13 protein-coding genes are annotated in these 16812 nt (G+C 61.6%); 5 read left to right on the forward strand and 8 right to left on the reverse strand.

Annotated features, from left to right (window positions below; all coding sequences use genetic code 11):
- Positions 1–290: 290 nt before the first annotated feature.
- The 3 genes from ACMUVN_RS29515 to ACMUVN_RS29525 form a co-directional block, all read right to left on the reverse strand.
- A complete protein-coding gene (locus ACMUVN_RS29515; RefSeq protein ID WP_414815838.1) occupies positions 291–1025 on the reverse strand; it encodes a L,D-transpeptidase family protein in 735 nt (244 codons plus the stop codon).
- Positions 1026–1165: 140 nt separating this feature from the next.
- On the reverse strand, positions 1166–1972 hold the full coding sequence (locus ACMUVN_RS29520; protein ID WP_414815839.1) for a L,D-transpeptidase: 807 nt from the start codon (positions 1970–1972) through the stop codon (positions 1166–1168).
- A 190-nt stretch (positions 1973–2162) separates the two neighbouring features.
- Positions 2163–3083: an alpha/beta hydrolase family protein gene (locus ACMUVN_RS29525; RefSeq protein WP_414815840.1), complete on the reverse strand. Its 921-nt coding sequence runs from the start codon at positions 3081–3083 to the stop codon at positions 2163–2165.
- Positions 3084–3111: 28 nt separating this feature from the next.
- Between ACMUVN_RS29525 and ACMUVN_RS29530 the strand changes: the two genes are divergently transcribed.
- Positions 3112–3837, forward strand: a complete 726-nt coding sequence (locus ACMUVN_RS29530; protein ID WP_342588817.1) for a nucleotidyltransferase family protein — start codon at positions 3112–3114, stop codon at positions 3835–3837.
- A 53-nt stretch (positions 3838–3890) separates the two neighbouring features.
- Here the strand turns inward: ACMUVN_RS29530 and ACMUVN_RS29535 are convergent, their stop codons facing one another.
- From ACMUVN_RS29535 to ACMUVN_RS29545, 3 genes are all read right to left on the reverse strand, one after another.
- Entirely contained in the window at positions 3891–5516 is a 1626-nt protein-coding gene (locus ACMUVN_RS29535; RefSeq protein ID WP_414815841.1) for a cisplatin damage response ATP-dependent DNA ligase, read from the reverse strand.
- A 229-nt stretch (positions 5517–5745) separates the two neighbouring features.
- Positions 5746–6756, reverse strand: coding sequence for a ligase-associated DNA damage response exonuclease (locus ACMUVN_RS29540; RefSeq protein WP_414815842.1), 1011 nt, complete (start codon positions 6754–6756; stop codon positions 5746–5748).
- Between the two features lie 70 nt (positions 6757–6826).
- A complete protein-coding gene (locus ACMUVN_RS29545) occupies positions 6827–7639 on the reverse strand; it encodes an alpha/beta fold hydrolase (protein WP_414815843.1) in 813 nt (270 codons plus the stop codon).
- A 121-nt stretch (positions 7640–7760) separates the two neighbouring features.
- On the opposite strand from ACMUVN_RS29545, the gene ACMUVN_RS29550 reads away from it, so the two are divergent.
- Positions 7761–8732, forward strand: coding sequence for a glycerophosphodiester phosphodiesterase family protein (locus ACMUVN_RS29550; RefSeq protein WP_414815844.1), 972 nt, complete (start codon positions 7761–7763; stop codon positions 8730–8732).
- 45 nt (positions 8733–8777) lie between these two features.
- Here the strand turns inward: ACMUVN_RS29550 and ACMUVN_RS29555 are convergent, their stop codons facing one another.
- Positions 8778–10646, reverse strand: a complete 1869-nt coding sequence (locus ACMUVN_RS29555) for a diguanylate cyclase (protein WP_063476620.1) — start codon at positions 10644–10646, stop codon at positions 8778–8780.
- A 665-nt stretch (positions 10647–11311) separates the two neighbouring features.
- Here ACMUVN_RS29555 and ACMUVN_RS29560 point away from each other — a divergent pair.
- Positions 11312–12034, forward strand: a complete 723-nt coding sequence (locus ACMUVN_RS29560; protein WP_047614496.1) for a helix-turn-helix transcriptional regulator — start codon at positions 11312–11314, stop codon at positions 12032–12034.
- 16 nt (positions 12035–12050) lie between these two features.
- On the opposite strand, the gene ACMUVN_RS29565 is transcribed toward ACMUVN_RS29560, so the two are convergent.
- On the reverse strand, positions 12051–14348 hold the full coding sequence (locus ACMUVN_RS29565) for an EAL domain-containing protein (protein WP_047614196.1): 2298 nt from the start codon (positions 14346–14348) through the stop codon (positions 12051–12053).
- A 255-nt stretch (positions 14349–14603) separates the two neighbouring features.
- Between ACMUVN_RS29565 and ACMUVN_RS29570 the strand changes: the two genes are divergently transcribed.
- Together ACMUVN_RS29570 and ACMUVN_RS29575 are read left to right on the forward strand one after the other, a co-directional pair.
- Positions 14604–15971, forward strand: coding sequence for a TIGR03808 family TAT-translocated repetitive protein (locus tag ACMUVN_RS29570; RefSeq protein WP_414815845.1), 1368 nt, complete (start codon positions 14604–14606; stop codon positions 15969–15971).
- 175 nt (positions 15972–16146) lie between these two features.
- The gene (locus ACMUVN_RS29575; RefSeq protein WP_132574040.1) at positions 16147–16812 is read left to right on the forward strand and encodes a glutathione S-transferase family protein; all 666 of its coding nucleotides are present in this window, start codon (positions 16147–16149) and stop codon (positions 16810–16812) included.

Here is a 16812-nt window from a genome sequence, read left to right on the forward strand (position 1 = left end):
TCAACCGTTTGTGTTCGCCTGCGGAGAGATATCCGACAAGCCGTATCGATGTTGAGAGGATATCTGACGGAGCGCTTCAGCGCGTGGACAAAGGTCGCAAGCAATTCGATACGCACCATGTAGGATATTTATCGAATTAAGCAATGGTATTTCGAAAAATAAAATCCCCTGGCGGCGCAAAATGAAAACTCTTGCTCAAGCGAAAGCTGGTGCTTTTGGGCGGAAGCAACGACTTCCTCGGGGAAAAGGATCGATCCGGGGCGGCCGGATTACGGCCGTCCCGGTGATAATTACTGCCAGACGACGATCGGCGCCTTTGTCGGCACGCGGTCGTAGAGATCGATGATATCCTGGTTCATCAGCCGCACGCAGCCCGATGAGACGGCCTTGCCGATCGAGCGCCAGTCGGGATTGCCGTGCAGGCGGTAGAGCGTGTCCTCGCCATTCGAGAAGATATAGAGCGCGCGGGCGCCGAGCGGGTTCTTCAGGCCCGGCTCCATGCCGCCGTTGTCGATCGAATATTTGACGAGTTCCGGCTGGCGGGCGACCATCTCGTTCGGCGGCTTCCAGCGCGGCCATTTCTGCCGCCACTGGATGACGCCCGAGCCCTGCCAGGCAAAACCCTCGCGGCCGATGCCGACGCCGTAACGCATCGCCATGCCATCGCTCTGGACGAGATAGAGGAAACGCGATGGCGTATCGACGACGATGGTGCCCGGCGACTGGCCGGTGGGATCGACGACGCGCTGGCGATAATAGCGCGGATCGATCTGTTCGTAGGGAACGGCGGGAATGAGAAAGCCGCCGTCCTCGATGGGGCCATACATGACGGCAAGCTCGGCTCCGCTCGGCACGCTCGACGCCCCCGGGGACTGGAACAGGCGCATGGGCGAACGGTAAATGATCGTTGTATCGCCTGATGTCACCGTGTTGGCGCTGGAGGCGCAGCCGGTGAGTGCGGAGGCTGCGGTCAATGCCGAAAAGGAAAGAAAGCTGCGGCGGGAAAGATGTCTATCGAAGCTCATGACGCGGGACTGATTTCCTTTGATGCGGGAATCCTGGGATAACGACATCAGTGAATCTATCGGCTTGCGCCAAATAAACCATAGCTTCACGCAGACGTGTCCGGCCTGGGGCAGACGATATGGGTCGCGCTGTTGCAGCGCTACATCACAACGATCTCAGCCTTGGCCGGAACGCGGTCGTAGAGATCGATGACGTCCTGGTTCAGCATGCGCACGCAGCCAGATGAAGTGGCCTTGCCGATCGACTGCCAGTCGGGCGTGCCATGGATGCGGTAGAGCGTGTCCTGCCCGCCCTTGAAGATATACATGGCGCGGGCGCCGAGCGGGTTCATCAGTCCCGGATTCATGCCGCCATTCTCCGCGCCGAAGGCGCGAACCTCAGGCTGGCGCGAGACCATTTCGACCGACGGCGTCCAGCGCGGCCATTTCTGCTTCCACTGGATGGTGCCGCGGCCCGACCAGGCGTAACCGTCGCGGCCGAGGCCGACGCCGTAGCGCATCGCCTTGCCGTTGCCCTCGACGAAATAAAGAAAGCGCGTCTTGGTATCGACGATCACGGTGCCAGGCCGCTCTGTCGTCTGGTAATCGACCTCCTGGCGCAGGAACTGCGGCTGCACGCGGCTGATCGGGATCGCCGGCAGGGTGAAATCCTCGTCGCGAACCTGGCCATACATCGCCATGTGCACGGGATTGGTGATCGGCAGGCCGTAGGTCTGATGGAACTGGGTCTTGTAGAGTTCGCGCGTCTGCGGCACCGGCTGATCGGGAATGGGCCGCACCCGGCGCGGATCGACGCCTGGCGGCTGATAAAACACCGGCGAGGTTTCCTGGACGAAGCGGGCGGGCGAATCGGCGGCGACATCGGGAATGAGAATGTTGCAGCCGCTCAGCGACGCAACGGCAATCACAAGCCCGGCAATCGGGAAGACCCGGCGCAGAAAATTCATGGAACCACCCTTATCAACGATCGGCAGACAACGACATCTGCCGGGACGATGGCATCTGCGGCTGGCGCGAGGCTGGTGTTGGGGTGGGAAAAGCAAGATCAGCAAACGATGAGCCCGCCACCGTGGGCGGCGGCGGGATCGCAATCAATCATCCGTCACACTTCATCGCTGCTGCCGGTATCGGCAAAACTCAGGCCGCCACCCCGTGGAAGAAGCGGATGCTCTGTTCGATCTCGGCCGGCAGCGCCGAGGTGTGGTTGCCGGCGACGGTATCGGTTTCGATATGGATGCCGGCGGCGCGGGCGCGGCGGGCAAGCAGATCGGCGCGGTCGTTGAAATGGGCCTCTTCGGTGCCGTGGACGACACGGACCGGGCATTTGAAGCTGTGGGCGTAACACAGCGCCGACCGCACCTCGAACTCATGCGCATTGCTGTCGTCGAAGCGGATATCCTGGGGATAGCGGCTGAAGAAGCGGAAAGCATTGGGATTGCCCGAAATCGGCGCCGCGGCACGGAACTTATCGGTGCTCATCGCCGCCAGCATGGTCAGCGTGCCGCCGATGCTGTGGCCGGCGATGAACAGGCGTTCGGGATCGACACCCGGCAGATGCGCCAGGCGCTCGGCGGCGGCGAGCACATCGTCGACCTCGTCATAGAAACCGGAGAAATTGCCCATCTGGCCGTTTTCGCCGCGCAGCGACGGCATCATCACGACATAACCGGCATCCATATAGGGCTTCATCAACTGCCAGTGGCCGATGCCCATGGCATTGCCGCCGTGCAGGAAGAGCACGGCCGGTTTGGCGGCGCGCTCGCGCTTGTATTTCGAAACCCAGGCCGCCAGTTCCAACTCGCCGTAGCCGGAGCGGTAGAAGATCTTGTCTGCATCGGCAGGCGCATTCAGCGGTTCGTATTTGTCGGGCGCCGGGCCCTTCTGCAACAGCTTGGTGCGAAAATGGTGGCGGACTTTGGCATAGTCGCCTTTGGCGAGGCGCGGCTCGTCCGGGACATCGAAGGCGGCCGCCATCCGCGGCAGGACGAATGCACCGGCAAGACTCGCCAGCACGGCACGGCGTTGGAGGAAAAAGGAATTTTGTTCACGCGAGCTCATAACGCAGCACCCAAATCATCTCCCCGGCATGCAAAATCTGCACCGGAAGATCGTTGCCGCCAATACACATGGTGTTGAAAATATTGCCCTGCGTCATTGTTGCGCAGGTTGCCACGCAAACCTTATCGCAACAATCTTATATCGGGAATCGCGCTGGGTAAGCGAAAAGGGGGAATTGACGCTGAATCCGCACATGAAACTCCAGGCGATCATTTCGGACAGTCCGCTTCTCTCGACGGTGCTCGATCACTGGGACCGTATCGGGTTGCCTGATGCGCGATTGGTGGCCGGGGCGATCGCCCAGACAGTATGGAACCACGCCTTTGGCTTTGCCCACGATCACGGCATCAATGACATCGATATTGTTTATTTCGATGGCAATGATCTGTCCGAAAGCGCCGAAGCAGATCACTCTGCCCGTATTCGGGGGCTATTATCCAATCTGCCTGTCTGGATAGACGTGAAGAACCAGGCCAGAGTTCATATTTGGTACAAGGAAAAGTTCGGGCATTCGATAACGCCGTATACATCCACAGATGAGGCGATCACGACCTTTCCGACCACGGCCGCTGCCGTCGGCATTCGCCCCGTGGACAAGGGGCTGGATCTGTTTGCACCCTACGGCCTGAAGGACCTCCTGGCCCCGGTGGTGCGAGCCAACAAGAAGCAGATTACCCGGGAAATCTACGAGAAGAAGATCGCGCGGTGGGGCACGCTGTGGCCGGATCTTGAAATCATCGCCTGGGACCTGTAGGCGGATCGCTTGACGGCTTCTGCTACAGTCTGCGTCATTCATTATCCATCCGGTCACCCCGGCTTGGCGTCGATCATGGCGATCAGCGTGCGCAGCCGGTCTGCCTCGTAGGAGGGTTTGTCGGGGCGCAGGCGGGCGATGCGGGGAAAACGCATGGCGACACCGGATTTGTGCCGGGTCGAGCGGTTGATGCCCTCGAAAGCCACCTCGACGACGAAGCCGAAATCCCTGTCGGCCCGCACGGCCCGCACCGGGCCGAAACGCTCGGTGGTATTGTTGCGCACGAATTTGTCGAGCACCTCGAGTTCGGCATCGGTAAAGCCGAAATAGGCCTTGCCCACCGGCACCAGCTGTTCGCCGTCCTCGTCGTCGGCCCAGACGCCGAAGGTGAAATCGGAATAATAACTGGAGCGCTTGCCATGGCCGCGCTGGGCATACATCAGCACCGCATCGACATTGTAAGGATTGCGCTTCCACTTGAACCAGGGGCCCCTCATGCGGCCGGCCTGGTAGATGCTGTCGCGGCGCTTGATCATCACGCCTTCGATGACGGGATCGGGCGGGGCGGCGCGCAGGGCGTCGAGTTCCTCCCATGAGGAGAACGGCACGAGCGGCGAGAGGTCGAAACGGTCATGGGGGGCGCGGTCGATGATCTCGGTCAGCCGGTCGCGGCGATCGATATAGGAGCGGCCGCGGACATCCTCCTCGTCGTCGAAGAGCAGGTCATAGGTACGGATGAAGGCGGGGTAATCGCCAAGCATCTTCGCCGTCACCGTCTTGCGGTTCAGGCGCTGCTGCAGGTCGGAGAAGGTTCGGGTCGGGCTGTTGGAGCGGGCGGTGCCGCCGACCAGCAGCTCGCCGTCGACGACGCCGGAAAAATTGATCGCGTCGAGAATATCGGGAAAGGCGCCCGAAATGTCGTCGCCGGAGCGGGAATAGATCTTGCGCCTGTCGCCCGAGCGGGAGAGCTGGACGCGAATGCCGTCCCATTTCCACTCGGCGGCGTAATTCACCGGATCGAGGCCGGCGAGATCGCCCTCCTCCACCGCATTGGCGAGCATGACGGAATGGAAGATCGCCGGTGTGGCCAGCACCGGCTTTTCGCCGCCGCCTGCCAGCCATGTGAACAAGGTCTCGTAAGGTGGCTGCAGGCCATGCCAGAGGGTTTCGATCTCGGTCACGTCCTTGCCGCCGAGATCGGCGAGCGCCTGCTTGGCAAGGCGGGCGGAAACGCCGATGCGCATGGCGCCGGTCGCCAGCTTGATGAAGGCGAAACGGCCGGACGAATCCAGCCGGTCGAGCAGGTCGCGGACGAAGCTGCGCACTTCGGTGCGGCCGAGCGCGTTCATGCCGATGACGACTTCGCCGAGACGCGGCTGAGCGAGTGCCGAACGGTCGATATCCCTCTCATTGTCCCAGACGAGCGAGATGGTTTCGGCAAGATCGCCGACATAGTCATAGGAATAACGGAACAGCACCTCGTCCATGCGCTCCAGCACCAGCTCGCGCAGCATGGCGGGCTTGACGTTGCGCACCTCCAGCGTGCCGGCGATGGCGGCAAGGCCATAGCCGCGGTCGGGGTCCGGCGTGTCGCGGAAATAATCGGTGAGCAGCTTCAGCTTGCCGTTGCGGCTGGGGGTGAGCACCAGACGGTCGAGGAGGTCGGCGAAGGCTTTCATGGGCGCCTCCCGGCTCTTGAGGAAGACCCCTCCCCAATGCCGTATGGAAAAGCCCCCTCCCCAAGCCCTCCCCACAAGTGGGAGGAACTAACCTGCGGCAACGCCTCGCCCCAAGGCAACGTCGCTGCATGCAAGGCCGTCAGAGGTAAAATGCGACGGGCGAGGCGCGGCAGCCCCTCCCCCTTGTGGGGAGGGTTTGGGGAGGGATTTTCAGCAACGAACTCCATCCTCAATCCCCCTCGTCCTCATACCCCACCAGATGCAGCGGTTTCGCCTTGATGCCTTGCAATTGGCACCAGCGCACCAGGGCCTCCTCGCGGCCATGCGTCACCCAGACCTCGGCCGGGTGCAGTTCCCGGATCGTTTCCGTCAGTTCCGGCCAGTCGCAATGATCGGAGATGACGAGCGGCAGTTCGACGCCGAGCTGTTTGGCGCGCTGGCGCACCATCATCCAGCCGGAGGCGAAGGCCGGCAACGGTTCGTTGAAACGGCGAGCCCAGCGGTCGGCGAAGGCCGATGACGGACCGATGACGACGGCGCCCCTGAAGGCTGATTTGTCGCGGCTTTCGATGGTGGCCGGCAGCAGCTCGCCGAGATCGATGCCCTCTCCGATATAATAGTCGCAGAGCCTTTCCATGGCGCCATGGATATAGATCGGTTCGGCATAACCGGCATCGCGCAGCAGCCGGATGACACGCTGGGCCTTGCCCAGCGCGTAGGCGCCGACGAGATGGGTGCGCTCTGGAAATTGCCGCAGCGACGCCAGCAGCTTGCCGATCTCGTCCATCGGATCGGGATGATGGAAGACCGGCAGGCCGAAGGTCGCCTCGGTGATGAAGACATCGCAGGGAACCGGCACATAGGCCTCGCAGGTCGGGTCGGGGCGGCGCTTGTAATCGCCGGAGACGACGATGCGGGTGCCGTTCTTTTCGATGGCGATCTGGGCCGAGCCGAGCACATGGCCAGCCGGATGAAAGCTCACCTTGACTCCGTTGACCAGCAGCGCCTCGCCGAAGGCGGCGGCCTGCTCGCTGGCGCAAAAACCCTCGCCGTAACGCAGACGCATGATGTCGAGCGTCTGGCGGGTGGCAAGCACATTCACATGGCCCGGCCGGGCGTGATCGGAATGACCGTGGGTGACGAGCGCCTGCTCGACTGGCCGCACCGGATCGAGATAGAAGCCGCCTTCGGGGCAATAGAGCCCTTCGGGGGCGGGATAGAGCAGCGCATCAGGTCTCATGAAACGAGAGATAGCGGGAAATGGGCGCGAGGCCAGAGGGGCTGGAAAAGCTCACGATCGAATGCGCCGCTCACGCCGGTGATCCTATCCCATCGAGGAAGGTGACCACCGCGGCGTTGAACTCGGCGGGCCGCTGCAGCGGCGCGAAATGGCTGACGCCCGGGAGATAGATCATCGCAGCGTCCGGAATGCTGCGGGCCAGATATTCGGCATGGTCGGGCTTGATGAATTCATCATGTTCGCCGAGCACGATGGCGACCGGCACGCGGATCCGGCCGAGGTCGGCCGCGTCATAATTCGGCTCCGTCCGCATCATCAGGCTGACCGCCTCGACAAAAGGATGGAAATCGTCCGGCGTGGCGGACAAGGCGGCATAATCGCTGGCGTGCCGGCTGAAGCATCGGTCGATGACCGGGGTCGGATGAAATTCCAGCGTGCCGCTCGGATCCATGTTGCAGGCGAAGAAAAAGACGCCCTCAACCCGCGACGGCGCCGTCATGGCCAGGATCAGAGCGATGCAAGCGCCGTCGCTCCAGCCGACGATCGCCGCCTTATCGATATGGAGTTCGTCCATGACGGCAAGCACGTCGGCAGCCATCAACTCATAGGCATAGGGCCTGATATCGCGGCTGCTTCTTCCGTGGCCGCGGCTGTCGATCAGCACGACGCGGCGGCGGCTCAGCAACAGTGCCGGGATCTGATAGCCCCAGTTGCCGCTATGGCCGAGGCCGCCATGCAACAGAATGACGGGAGGGCCGGCGCCGTAGCTCGCATACCAGATGCGGGCGCCGTCGTGCTCGACATGGCCTTCGACTGCTGCCGGCGGCAACGGGGCGGCGCCATGCGCTTCAAAATGGATGAGCTCGTCGTCTTGTGGTTCCATAGCGATCAGGCTCCCGTCCGGCAAATAGGCGATGGCATAGAAAAGCCGGAAAAGGGCCCAAGAACAACCGGAATCGCTTTCTAGCCCTTGTGCGTTCGATGCAACCGGAGGGGGATAAATCTTGGGCAGGAAGCTTCTCTATTGCGCGGCGGCAATCGCCGCTGCAGCCGCCGGCATCTACCTCAACAATACCAACCTGCTCGCAGAGCATCGGCCGGGAAAACCGGTGCTGCTCGCCCATCGCGGCATCGCCCAGCGGTTCGACGAAACCGATCTGAAGAACGATACCTGCACGGCCGCCCGCATGCTGCCGCCGAAACACGATTATCTCGAAAATACCATCCGCTCGATGCAGGCAGGCTTTGCAGCCGGCGCCGATATGGTCGAGATCGACGTGCATCCGACGACGGATGGGCAATTCGCCGTCTTTCACGACTGGACGCTCGACTGCCGCACCGACGGGCACGGCGTCACGCGCGAGCATTCGATGGCCGACATGAAGAAGCTCGACCTCGGCTATGGCTATACGGCCGATGGCGGCAAGAGCTTTCCCTTTCGCGGCCAGGGCATCGGCATGATGCCGACGCTTGCCGAGGTGCTGACGACCTTTCCGGATCGGCGCTTCCTCATCAACGTCAAGAGCCGCGACCCTTCCGAGGGCGAAAAGCTCGCCGCCGTGCTCAACGGGCTTCCCGCCGCGCGACGGGCTGATATCACAGTCTATGGCGGCGACGAGCCGATCGACGTCCTGCGCCGGCTTTCGCCCGATATCAGGACCGCCTCGCGCAAGAGCCTGAAGGGCTGCCTGTTCGGCTATATCGGCTATGGCTGGAGCGGCGTGCTGCCGGACGCCTGCAAACATCGGATGATGCTGGTGCCGATCAATATCGCGCCGTGGCTCTGGGGCTGGCCGGACCGTTTTCTCAACCGGATGCAGGATGCCGGGACCGAGGTCTTCGTGCTCGGCCCCTATCGCGGCAGCGATTTTTCCACCGGCATCGACGACCCCGCGCAACTGGCGCAGCTGCCGCAAGACTATGCAGCGGGCATATGGACGAACGAGATCGAGGCGATCGGCAAGCTTGCAAAGTGAGGCTCGCTGAGAAAAAGGGGCGAGACGTGTCCGAAGTGTCGGAACTCACGCCGCTCTTGCTTGAACTGCAGCGGCTTCAATACGGTCGCGACCGTGCTTTTTCGCCGCGTAAAGCGCCCGGTCTGCGGCCGCGACCAATTCTGCCGGCGTCGCAAATCGATCCAAGATGTTCGCCACACCGATACTGACCGTCACGATCGTTTTGCTGCTCTCACTGTGCGGGATTGCGCGCCGATGCAATGCCGAGCGCAGCATCTTGGCAAGCCGGACCGCGCCGTCCCTGTCCGTGCCGGGCAGCAGGATGGCGAACTCCTCCCCGCCAAATCGCGCCGCGAGGTCGCAGGGGCGCTTGGCAATCGACCTGAGGACCTCGCCGATCATCCTCAGGCAGTTGTCTCCTTCGAGATGACCATAGGTATCGTTGTAGGCCTTGAAGTGATCGACATCGATCAGCAGCAGGCTGAGAGCGGATTCGGCCCGGCGGGCGCGGGCAAACTCTTCCGAGATCGCCTCGTTGAACACTCTGCGATTGGCAATACCGGTCAATGCGTCGGTGTCGGCCAGCCCTTTCATCTTCATGGCGAGCTGCGTCAGCCGTTCCTCGGAGTGCTTCATCGAGGTGATGTCGGAAACCACCACCAGGGCGGAGCCGTCGGCCGCCAAACGGGTGCGCTGCCTGAGCCAGCGTCCATCGAACATCGGTATGTCACTATCATGGGTCAGGAAAAGCTGGGCTGCTTCCGTCTCTATCCAGTCCTCGCCGGCATCCGGGCCGACGTCGATCCGCTCACCGTTGCGCATAACGGCCTGCAGGATGTCGGTTATAGCAGCGCCGGGCCGTCTGGCATCGGCTGAACGGGGAAAGGCGGCACGATACTGATCGTTGCAAAACACCAGCCGGCCCGCGGAATTGAACATGGCAAGCCCATCGGACATTTCCGTCATCGCTTGGGACAGCACGTTCTTGCTGTCGAGCGCTTCCTGAATGAGGCGCTTTTTCTCGGTGATATCGCGGGTCACGCCGGAAAGTCCGATCAGATCGCCGTGGCGGTTCCGCAACGGGACCTTCGACGTCATGAACCAGCGTTCCCGGCCATTCTCTTGGACGAGCGGTTCCTCGAAGTCGACGATGGGTTCGCCGGTCGCCATGATCTCCTGTTCGTGATCGAAGAACGCTTGCGCCATTTCGCTGGGATAGAGATCGAAATCCGTCAGGCCGACCATCTCCGAAGACTTGGTGCGGTCGTGGTTTCGCGCGACGTTGAGGTTGGTGACGACGAAGCGGCTATTCCGGTCTTTGACATAGTGGAAATCCGGCGCCTGGGTCAGCGCGGCCTTCAAGATATCCCGCTCGAGGGTAAAGGCATGGAAATAGGTAATGACGGATGCCGCGGCCAAGGTCGCGGCGAATTTCACGCCTATGACGGCAAGGCTGACAGTCGTGATATGCGACCAGCCACCTCGATGGAAAATGCTCATCGCCAATGTGACCGCGGCCACCGTTACGGCACAAGCCAGAGCCTTTTTGACATCCGCCGAGCCCCTGCCAAACAGCAAGTGGACCGCCAGTCCAAACACGGATACCAGCATGATCGAGATCAGTGCCGGCTCGACACCGGCGCCACCCATGGAGATCCTCTGCACGGATGTGAGGGCGGCTGTCGTCAGAACCGCCAGCGGACCGCCGTAGACTGCCGAGACCGCCAGCAAGGTCGAACGGAGATCGAGATAATAGCCGCTGTCGACCTCGACGGACAGCAGCATCGACAAGACTGCCCCAAGGCCCATCATCAAGCCGAAACCAAGTTCTGCCTGGACCTTCGACAGGCGGTAGAACTTGTAATGCAGGTGCATCCACACCGAAATGACGAGCGCAACCGCAGCCACATTTCCGATCAAGACTTGCCAGGGCACGACATATTCCTCTAATATTTACAGTTACTTATTACAATTTCATCGATCAAAACGAATTGGCGGAAGACATCGTCGATTGGCGGTCGGTATGCGGTCCCCTCAAAGAGTGCCAGCAGCGCTCCCACTGCGAGCTTGCGCTGGACGAGCAATCTGAAGATAAAATCCGGCAAATTCTTTAAGTATCCATTAACCCGGTCATTCACCCATACAGGCTCTTCGAGCCAATCAGGCATAGGAGAAATGTGTCAATAAAATCAATCTGATATAAGCATTCGTTTCGAACGTATCGGTTCGATACAAGATTTGCCGCGGTGGATTTTCCATGCCGACATTGGCGATTTTTCACCGCTTTTGTGCCCGGAAGCCAGAAAGCGCCTTTACGATTTGTTAAGGGCTCGTTGTCTCGTAAGCGTACTTTTCCCGGCAGGTGAGGCCTTGTCTTTTTCTTCCGCTGCCACATGTTGCAGCGTCCTCCAACCGTGTAGAATCCACATCCGATCCGAGCGGATTCGCCCGGCACATTACAGCGTCCCTTGCACGTCTTTCGGACGCGCAAAGGACGCTGTAACACTTTGAATTGCTGCATCATTCTCTGTATCGATTGCGATTTGAGGAATGAGGCGGCCGTCGCCAAGCGCCCGGATGCGGCGGCTGATGGAGAAGACATGAAGCTCGAGGCCGAATTCAATCGAATCGAGGAAGTCGCCGCAGGCTTCAACACGCATTACGAAGTGTTCAAATATATGAAGGGTCTCACGCAAGACCTTGGAATGAATGCCTTCCTGTTCATGACGCTGCCGACCGTCGACATCCTCGAAATCGGCGCGACGAAGATCATCACCAATTGGCCGGCGGAGATGGTGGATTTCTATGACGCCCATAACCTGATGATCGACAGCCCGGTCATCCGCCGGATGCTGAGATCGACCAGCCCGTTCAACTATGACGTCGAAGCAATCAATACCAATCGCGGCGAAGGCAAGAAGTCGACGGTCATCGAGCTGTTCAACCGATACGGCATGGAAAAAGGCGCCTATTTTCCTGTCCACGATGCCGCGGGCGGACGCGGCGCCATGTCGATTTCAGGGTCGCGGAATTTCAGCATGATCGAGATGGCGAAGCTGCTGTTCATCGCCACGCTGATCTACGACCGGCTCTCGCAGCTGACATTGAACGAGAAACACAAGCCCATCGAGTTTACGGCGAGCGAGCTGGACTGCCTGAGGCTGACCGCCGGCGGCAGGAAAGGCAATGAAATTGCCAAACTTCTCGATCTCTCCGAAAACGCGGTGAACAATCACATCGGCAGCGCGATCAAGAAACTGGGATGCACCACGCGAACGCAGGCCGTCGTCAGCGCTCTGCGGCTCAATGTCATTCGCGTTTAGAAATCAAGGCGGCCGATTAGAGGCTGCGCGCCTTCAGCAATGCCGGGATCTCCTCCGGAGAGACGGGCTTGGAGAAGCGGTAGCCTTGCGCCTCCTCGCAATGCGCGTGGCGCAGGAAATCCATCTGGGCATCGGTTTCGACGCCTTCGGCCAGCACCGAAAGCTTCAGCGTCTGCGCCAGTGAAATGACGGCCGAGGCGATGGCGACGGCGGTCTTGTCGCCCGGCAGGGCCTCGACCAGCGAACGGTCCATCTTCAACCGGTCGAAGGGGAAGGTCTTCAGTGCCGCAAGGCTGGAATAGCCGGAGCCGAAATCATCGATCGACAGGCGCACACCCAGCGCCCGCAGCGATTCCATCATGGCAAGCGCGCGCTCGGCATCCTGCATCACCACGCTTTCGGTGACCTCAAGCTCCAGCCAGCGCGACTGCAGCCGGTGGCGATCGAGCGCCTCGGCGACATGGGTGGCGAAATCCGGATCGGCGAACTGCTTGGCCGAGACGTTGACGGCGATCGTCAGCGGCGTCAGGCCCATATCCTGCCACTGGCGCGCCTGGCGGCAGGCCTCGTTCAGCACCCAGAGGCCAAGGGGGACGATCAGGCCGGTCTCTTCGGCGAGCGGAATGAAATTGACCGGCGGCACCCTGCCCTTGGCCGGATGGTTCCAACGCACCAGCGCCTCGAGCCCGGTGATGCGGCCGGTGGCGACATCGACCTGCGGCTGGTATTGCAGGAAGAGCTGGTCGCCGGTGATTGCCTGGTGCAGTTCCTCCTGTTCGCCAAGCGGCATTCCGACGGGCGTGCTGCCGCCCTCATGATGCTGCAATGTGTTGCGACCGAGCTCCTTGGCGCGGTACATGGCGCGGTCGGCATTGGCGAGAAGCTCTTGCGAGGTGGCGCCATCGAACGGGAAGGCAGCAACGCCGATGCTGGCGGTGACGGTGAGCTCGCCATCCTCACCGCGGATCGGCCGGTTGATCGCCTTCTGCAGCTCGCGAAGGCGGCGCGTGATGCCGGCATCATGGCTCGACTGGTGGACGAGCACCACGAGGAATTCATCGCCGCCGAGACGCACGACCATATCGGAGGCCCGCACGCTGTTGGCCATGCGGGCGGCAACCTCCTTCAGCACCTCGTCGCCGGCGGCATGACCGCGGCCGTCATTGATATCCTTGAAATTGTCGAGATCGATATAGGCGACGGTCACCTTGCGGTTGTTGCGCCGGGCCTGGTCGAGGATATTGGCCAGCCGCTCCTTGAGGAAAGCCCGGTTCGGCAGGCCGGTGAGATCGTCATGATGGGCCATGAAATGGATGCGGTCATCGACGCGCTTGCGCTCGATGGCGATGCCGGCGATGTGGGTGGCGAGCGCCACCAGCGTCATCTCATGCTCGGTGGGACGGCGGACTTCCCTGGAATAGAGCGCAAAGGTGCCGAGCACGTTGTTCTGCGAGGTGGCGATCGGCGTCGACCAGCAGGAGCGGAAGCCGAACGGCGCAATCAGCGCGCGAAAATCCTCCCACAGCGGATCGACCATCACGTCCTCGACGATGACGGTCTGACCGCGCCATGCGGCGGTGCCGCAGGAGCCGACCTTGGGACCGATCGTGACGCCGTCGATCAGGCGGCTATAACCGCCGGGCAGATTGGGAGCGGCGCCGTGATAGAGCCTGGTGCCCTCGCTGTCGAGCAGCAGCACCGATCCGTCGATCCCCGTCAGCTGCGATTCGATCATCAGCACCAGCGCCTCGAGGATCATCGGCAACGGCTCGTTGCGGGCGATCATTTCGAGCAGTTTCGCCTGGCCGCGATGGAGATCCTCCTGAAGCTTGCGCTCGGTGATATCGCGGGACACGCCGATCAGACCGACGACCTCGCCGCGATCGTTGCGCAACGGTATCTTCGAGGTCAGCCGGCATATCGGTCTTTTGCCGCCGGGAAGGATGTAGGATTCCTCCATGTCGATGCGGGCTTCGCCCGTCGCCATGATCTGCTGCTCGATATCGAAATGGTGGCGCGCCGTTTCGAAATCGAACAGGTCGAAATCGCGCTTGCCGGTGATCTGCGCCGCGCTCTGCACGCCGAGGCTGCTGGCGGTGACGGCATTGGCGAAGACAAAGCGGCTGTCACGATCCTTGACGTAGAGGAAATCCGGAAGCTCGTGGACGATTTCCTTGAGGCGCAGGTTCTCGATGCCCTCGGAAAGATGATGGGCGGTCGATGCCATCATCGCCTCCGTCGCGGCGACGATGCGCCGCGTTTCGGCTGTCAGGGCATCGGTCGATTCCCATCGCCTGGCACTCGGTTCGTGCATAACGCCATTCTCCCCCGCGGCCGAAGGCCGTATCCCGCCCTTGTCATCGTAGAATTTCCCTTCAAAGTAGTCCTCATTTCCTTCGGCTTGCTTAAATGAAAGGGTGAACAAGACGACAATATAAGCGGCGATATCCTGCCGTCGGCGGCGGCTACACCTGCAATTTCGCTCACCTCTGCCAAGCTTGTACCAAAAGAATACATGCCCACCTGGCACGTTTCCTGCTACGGGCGCGTTATGACAGGAGTGCGCCGAATGCCTTCACGCCGCGATATGCTTCTCTTTCTCGCTGCCTCGGCGGTGGCGGGAGGGGCATCGCGCGCGCTTGCCTCGCCGCTGACGGCCGCCGCCCAGCCCGATCTGCGCGGTGCGATCGACGCGGTGGAATATCGCGCCGTTCCCGAAAGCGGCGACCGCAAGACCCGCAACCTTGAGCAGATGATCGAACGGGCGGCGCGCGAGAACGTGCCGGTCTTCCTTCCGCCCGGCACCTACCGGATCTCCAATCTCACCCTGCCCGACAATACCCGTATCACTGGCGTGCCCGGCGCCTCGCGGATCGTCTACACCGGCGAAGGCCACCTGTTTTCGGCCGAAAACGTGCGCCGCATCGAGCTTTCCAATCTCGTCATCGACGGCGGCAATCGCTGGCTTGGCGATTACGCCGGCGCGCTGCTGCAATTTACCAGCGTCGACGAGGTGCTGATCGACAATTGCGAGATCGGCGGCAGCCGCAAACACGGCCTGCAACTGGAACGCTGCGGCGGGCGGATCGAGCGCAGCCGCATTTCGGGTGCGGCCCAATCCGGGCTTTACGCGGTGGAATCGGCAAATCTTTCGGTCACCGGCAACACGGTTTCGGATTGCGGCAATGGCGGCATCCTGGTGCATCGCTGGAAGAAGGCGGAGGACGGCACCGTCGTTTCCGGCAACCGCATCTCCAACATCCGCGCCAATGACGGCGGCACCGGCGAAAACGGTAACGGCATCAATATCTTCCGTGCCGACGGCGTGATGGTGACGGATAACCATATCTCCGACTGTGCCTTCACGGCGATCCGCGCCAATTCTGCCTCGAACATCCAGATCAACAGCAACCAGTGCCGGCGCTCCGGCGAGACGGCGATCTATGTCGAATTCGCCTTCGAGGGCGCCGTGGTTTCCGCCAATATGATCGACGGTGCGGCAAACGGCATTTCGATCGCCAATTTCGACGAAGGCGGCCGGCTGGCGAGCGTCACCGGCAACGTCGTGCGCAACCTGACGCTGAAAGGCCCCTACACCCACGAGGTCGGTTTCGGCATCGGCATCGCGGCGGAGGCCGATACGCTGATTTCCGGCAATGTGATCGAGGGCGCGCCGCGCTGGGGTCTGCAGATCGGCTGGGGTCCGTATCTGCGCAACGTCGTTGTCACAGGCAATGTGGTGCGCAAGGCCCCCGTGGGATGCGCCGTCTCGGTGGCCGACGGCGCCGGCACCGCCGTCATCACCGACAACATCTTCCAGGAGACCACAGAAGGCGCAGTTTTAGGCTTCCAGTGGGAGAAGAAAGTCTCCGCCGAGATGGCTGGCGGCGGCTCGCCTTATGCGCAACTGACCGTCGAGCGCAACCGGGTCTCGTGACCGGTTAGACAATTCCCGGCAAAAGCGCTTCGCGCCTTGCCTGGCAAAACCGCGATACACTTTGCTGGAGTTGCCGAGGCCATCAAAAGCTTTCATCATCCCATCAGCCACAGGGACTTTTCCCACGCCGATCCGGCATCTACGCTCCCGCGGACAATATCGAGGGGATACGTTCATGCTGACAATCTACGGGGTCTATCGGTCGCGCGCTTCCCGCGTCTATTGGATGGCGGAGGAGCTTGGGCTCGAATTCCGCTCGGTGCCAGTGCTGCAGGCAAGGCGGCTTGCAGATCCGCTGGCGGAGGATGCGCCGCTCAACACGCGTTCGCCTGAATTCATCGCCGTCAATCCGATGGGGCAGATCCCCAGCATTCGGGACGGCGATCTCGTCATGCACGAGTCGCTGGCGATCAATCTCTACCTCGGCCGCAAAAACGGCGGGCCGCTTTCCGGTCAAACCGTCGAAGAAGACGGATTGTTGACGATGTGGACGGTCTGGGCGGCGGCAGAGGTCGAGCCGCATACGGTGCGGATCGTGCTCACCTATGATAATGGGCTTGAAAACAGCGAAGGCGGCAAAGAGACGATCGCCGTCGCCTGCCGCTCGCTGCGCAGGCCGCTAAAAGTTCTCGAAGGCCATCTTGCCGGCCGGCCATGGATCGTCGGCGACCGCTTCACCGTCGCCGACCTCAACCTCGCCGAAGTGCTGCGCTACGCCCAGAGCGAGGAGGCGCTGTTCCAGGCACATCCGAATATCAAAGCCTGGATCGAGCGCTGCCAATCCCGCCCGGCCTACAAGGCGATGCAGGCGACCCGCGGCAAAGAGCCGATCGAGGTGTGA

It is taken from the genome of Rhizobium sp. IY2 (genome assembly GCF_047532935.1).
In the GTDB taxonomy this organism is placed as follows: domain Bacteria; phylum Pseudomonadota; class Alphaproteobacteria; order Rhizobiales; family Rhizobiaceae; genus Rhizobium; species Rhizobium anhuiense.

What these genes read in the sequence shown, in the direction of transcription:
- ACMUVN_RS29515 (WP_414815838.1), bottom strand. Translation starts at nt 1,025, where the DNA reads ATGAGCTTCGATAGACATCTTTCCCGCCGCAGCTTTCTTTCCTTTTCG.
- ACMUVN_RS29520 (WP_414815839.1), bottom strand. Translation starts at nt 1,972, where the DNA reads ATGAATTTTCTGCGCCGGGTCTTCCCGATTGCCGGGCTTGTGATTGCC.
- ACMUVN_RS29525 (WP_414815840.1), bottom strand. Translation starts at nt 3,083, where the DNA reads ATGAGCTCGCGTGAACAAAATTCCTTTTTCCTCCAACGCCGTGCCGTG.
- ACMUVN_RS29530 (WP_342588817.1), top strand. Translation starts at nt 3,112, where the DNA reads ATGCAAAATCTGCACCGGAAGATCGTTGCCGCCAATACACATGGTGTT.
- ACMUVN_RS29535 (WP_414815841.1), bottom strand. Translation starts at nt 5,516, where the DNA reads ATGAAAGCCTTCGCCGACCTCCTCGACCGTCTGGTGCTCACCCCCAGC.
- ACMUVN_RS29540 (WP_414815842.1), bottom strand. Translation starts at nt 6,756, where the DNA reads ATGAGACCTGATGCGCTGCTCTATCCCGCCCCCGAAGGGCTCTATTGC.
- ACMUVN_RS29545 (WP_414815843.1), bottom strand. Translation starts at nt 7,639, where the DNA reads ATGGAACCACAAGACGACGAGCTCATCCATTTTGAAGCGCATGGCGCC.
- ACMUVN_RS29560 (WP_047614496.1), top strand. Translation starts at nt 11,312, where the DNA reads ATGAAGCTCGAGGCCGAATTCAATCGAATCGAGGAAGTCGCCGCAGGC.
- ACMUVN_RS29565 (WP_047614196.1), bottom strand. Translation starts at nt 14,348, where the DNA reads ATGCACGAACCGAGTGCCAGGCGATGGGAATCGACCGATGCCCTGACA.
- ACMUVN_RS29570 (WP_414815845.1), top strand. Translation starts at nt 14,604, where the DNA reads ATGCCTTCACGCCGCGATATGCTTCTCTTTCTCGCTGCCTCGGCGGTG.
- ACMUVN_RS29575 (WP_132574040.1), top strand. Translation starts at nt 16,147, where the DNA reads ATGCTGACAATCTACGGGGTCTATCGGTCGCGCGCTTCCCGCGTCTAT.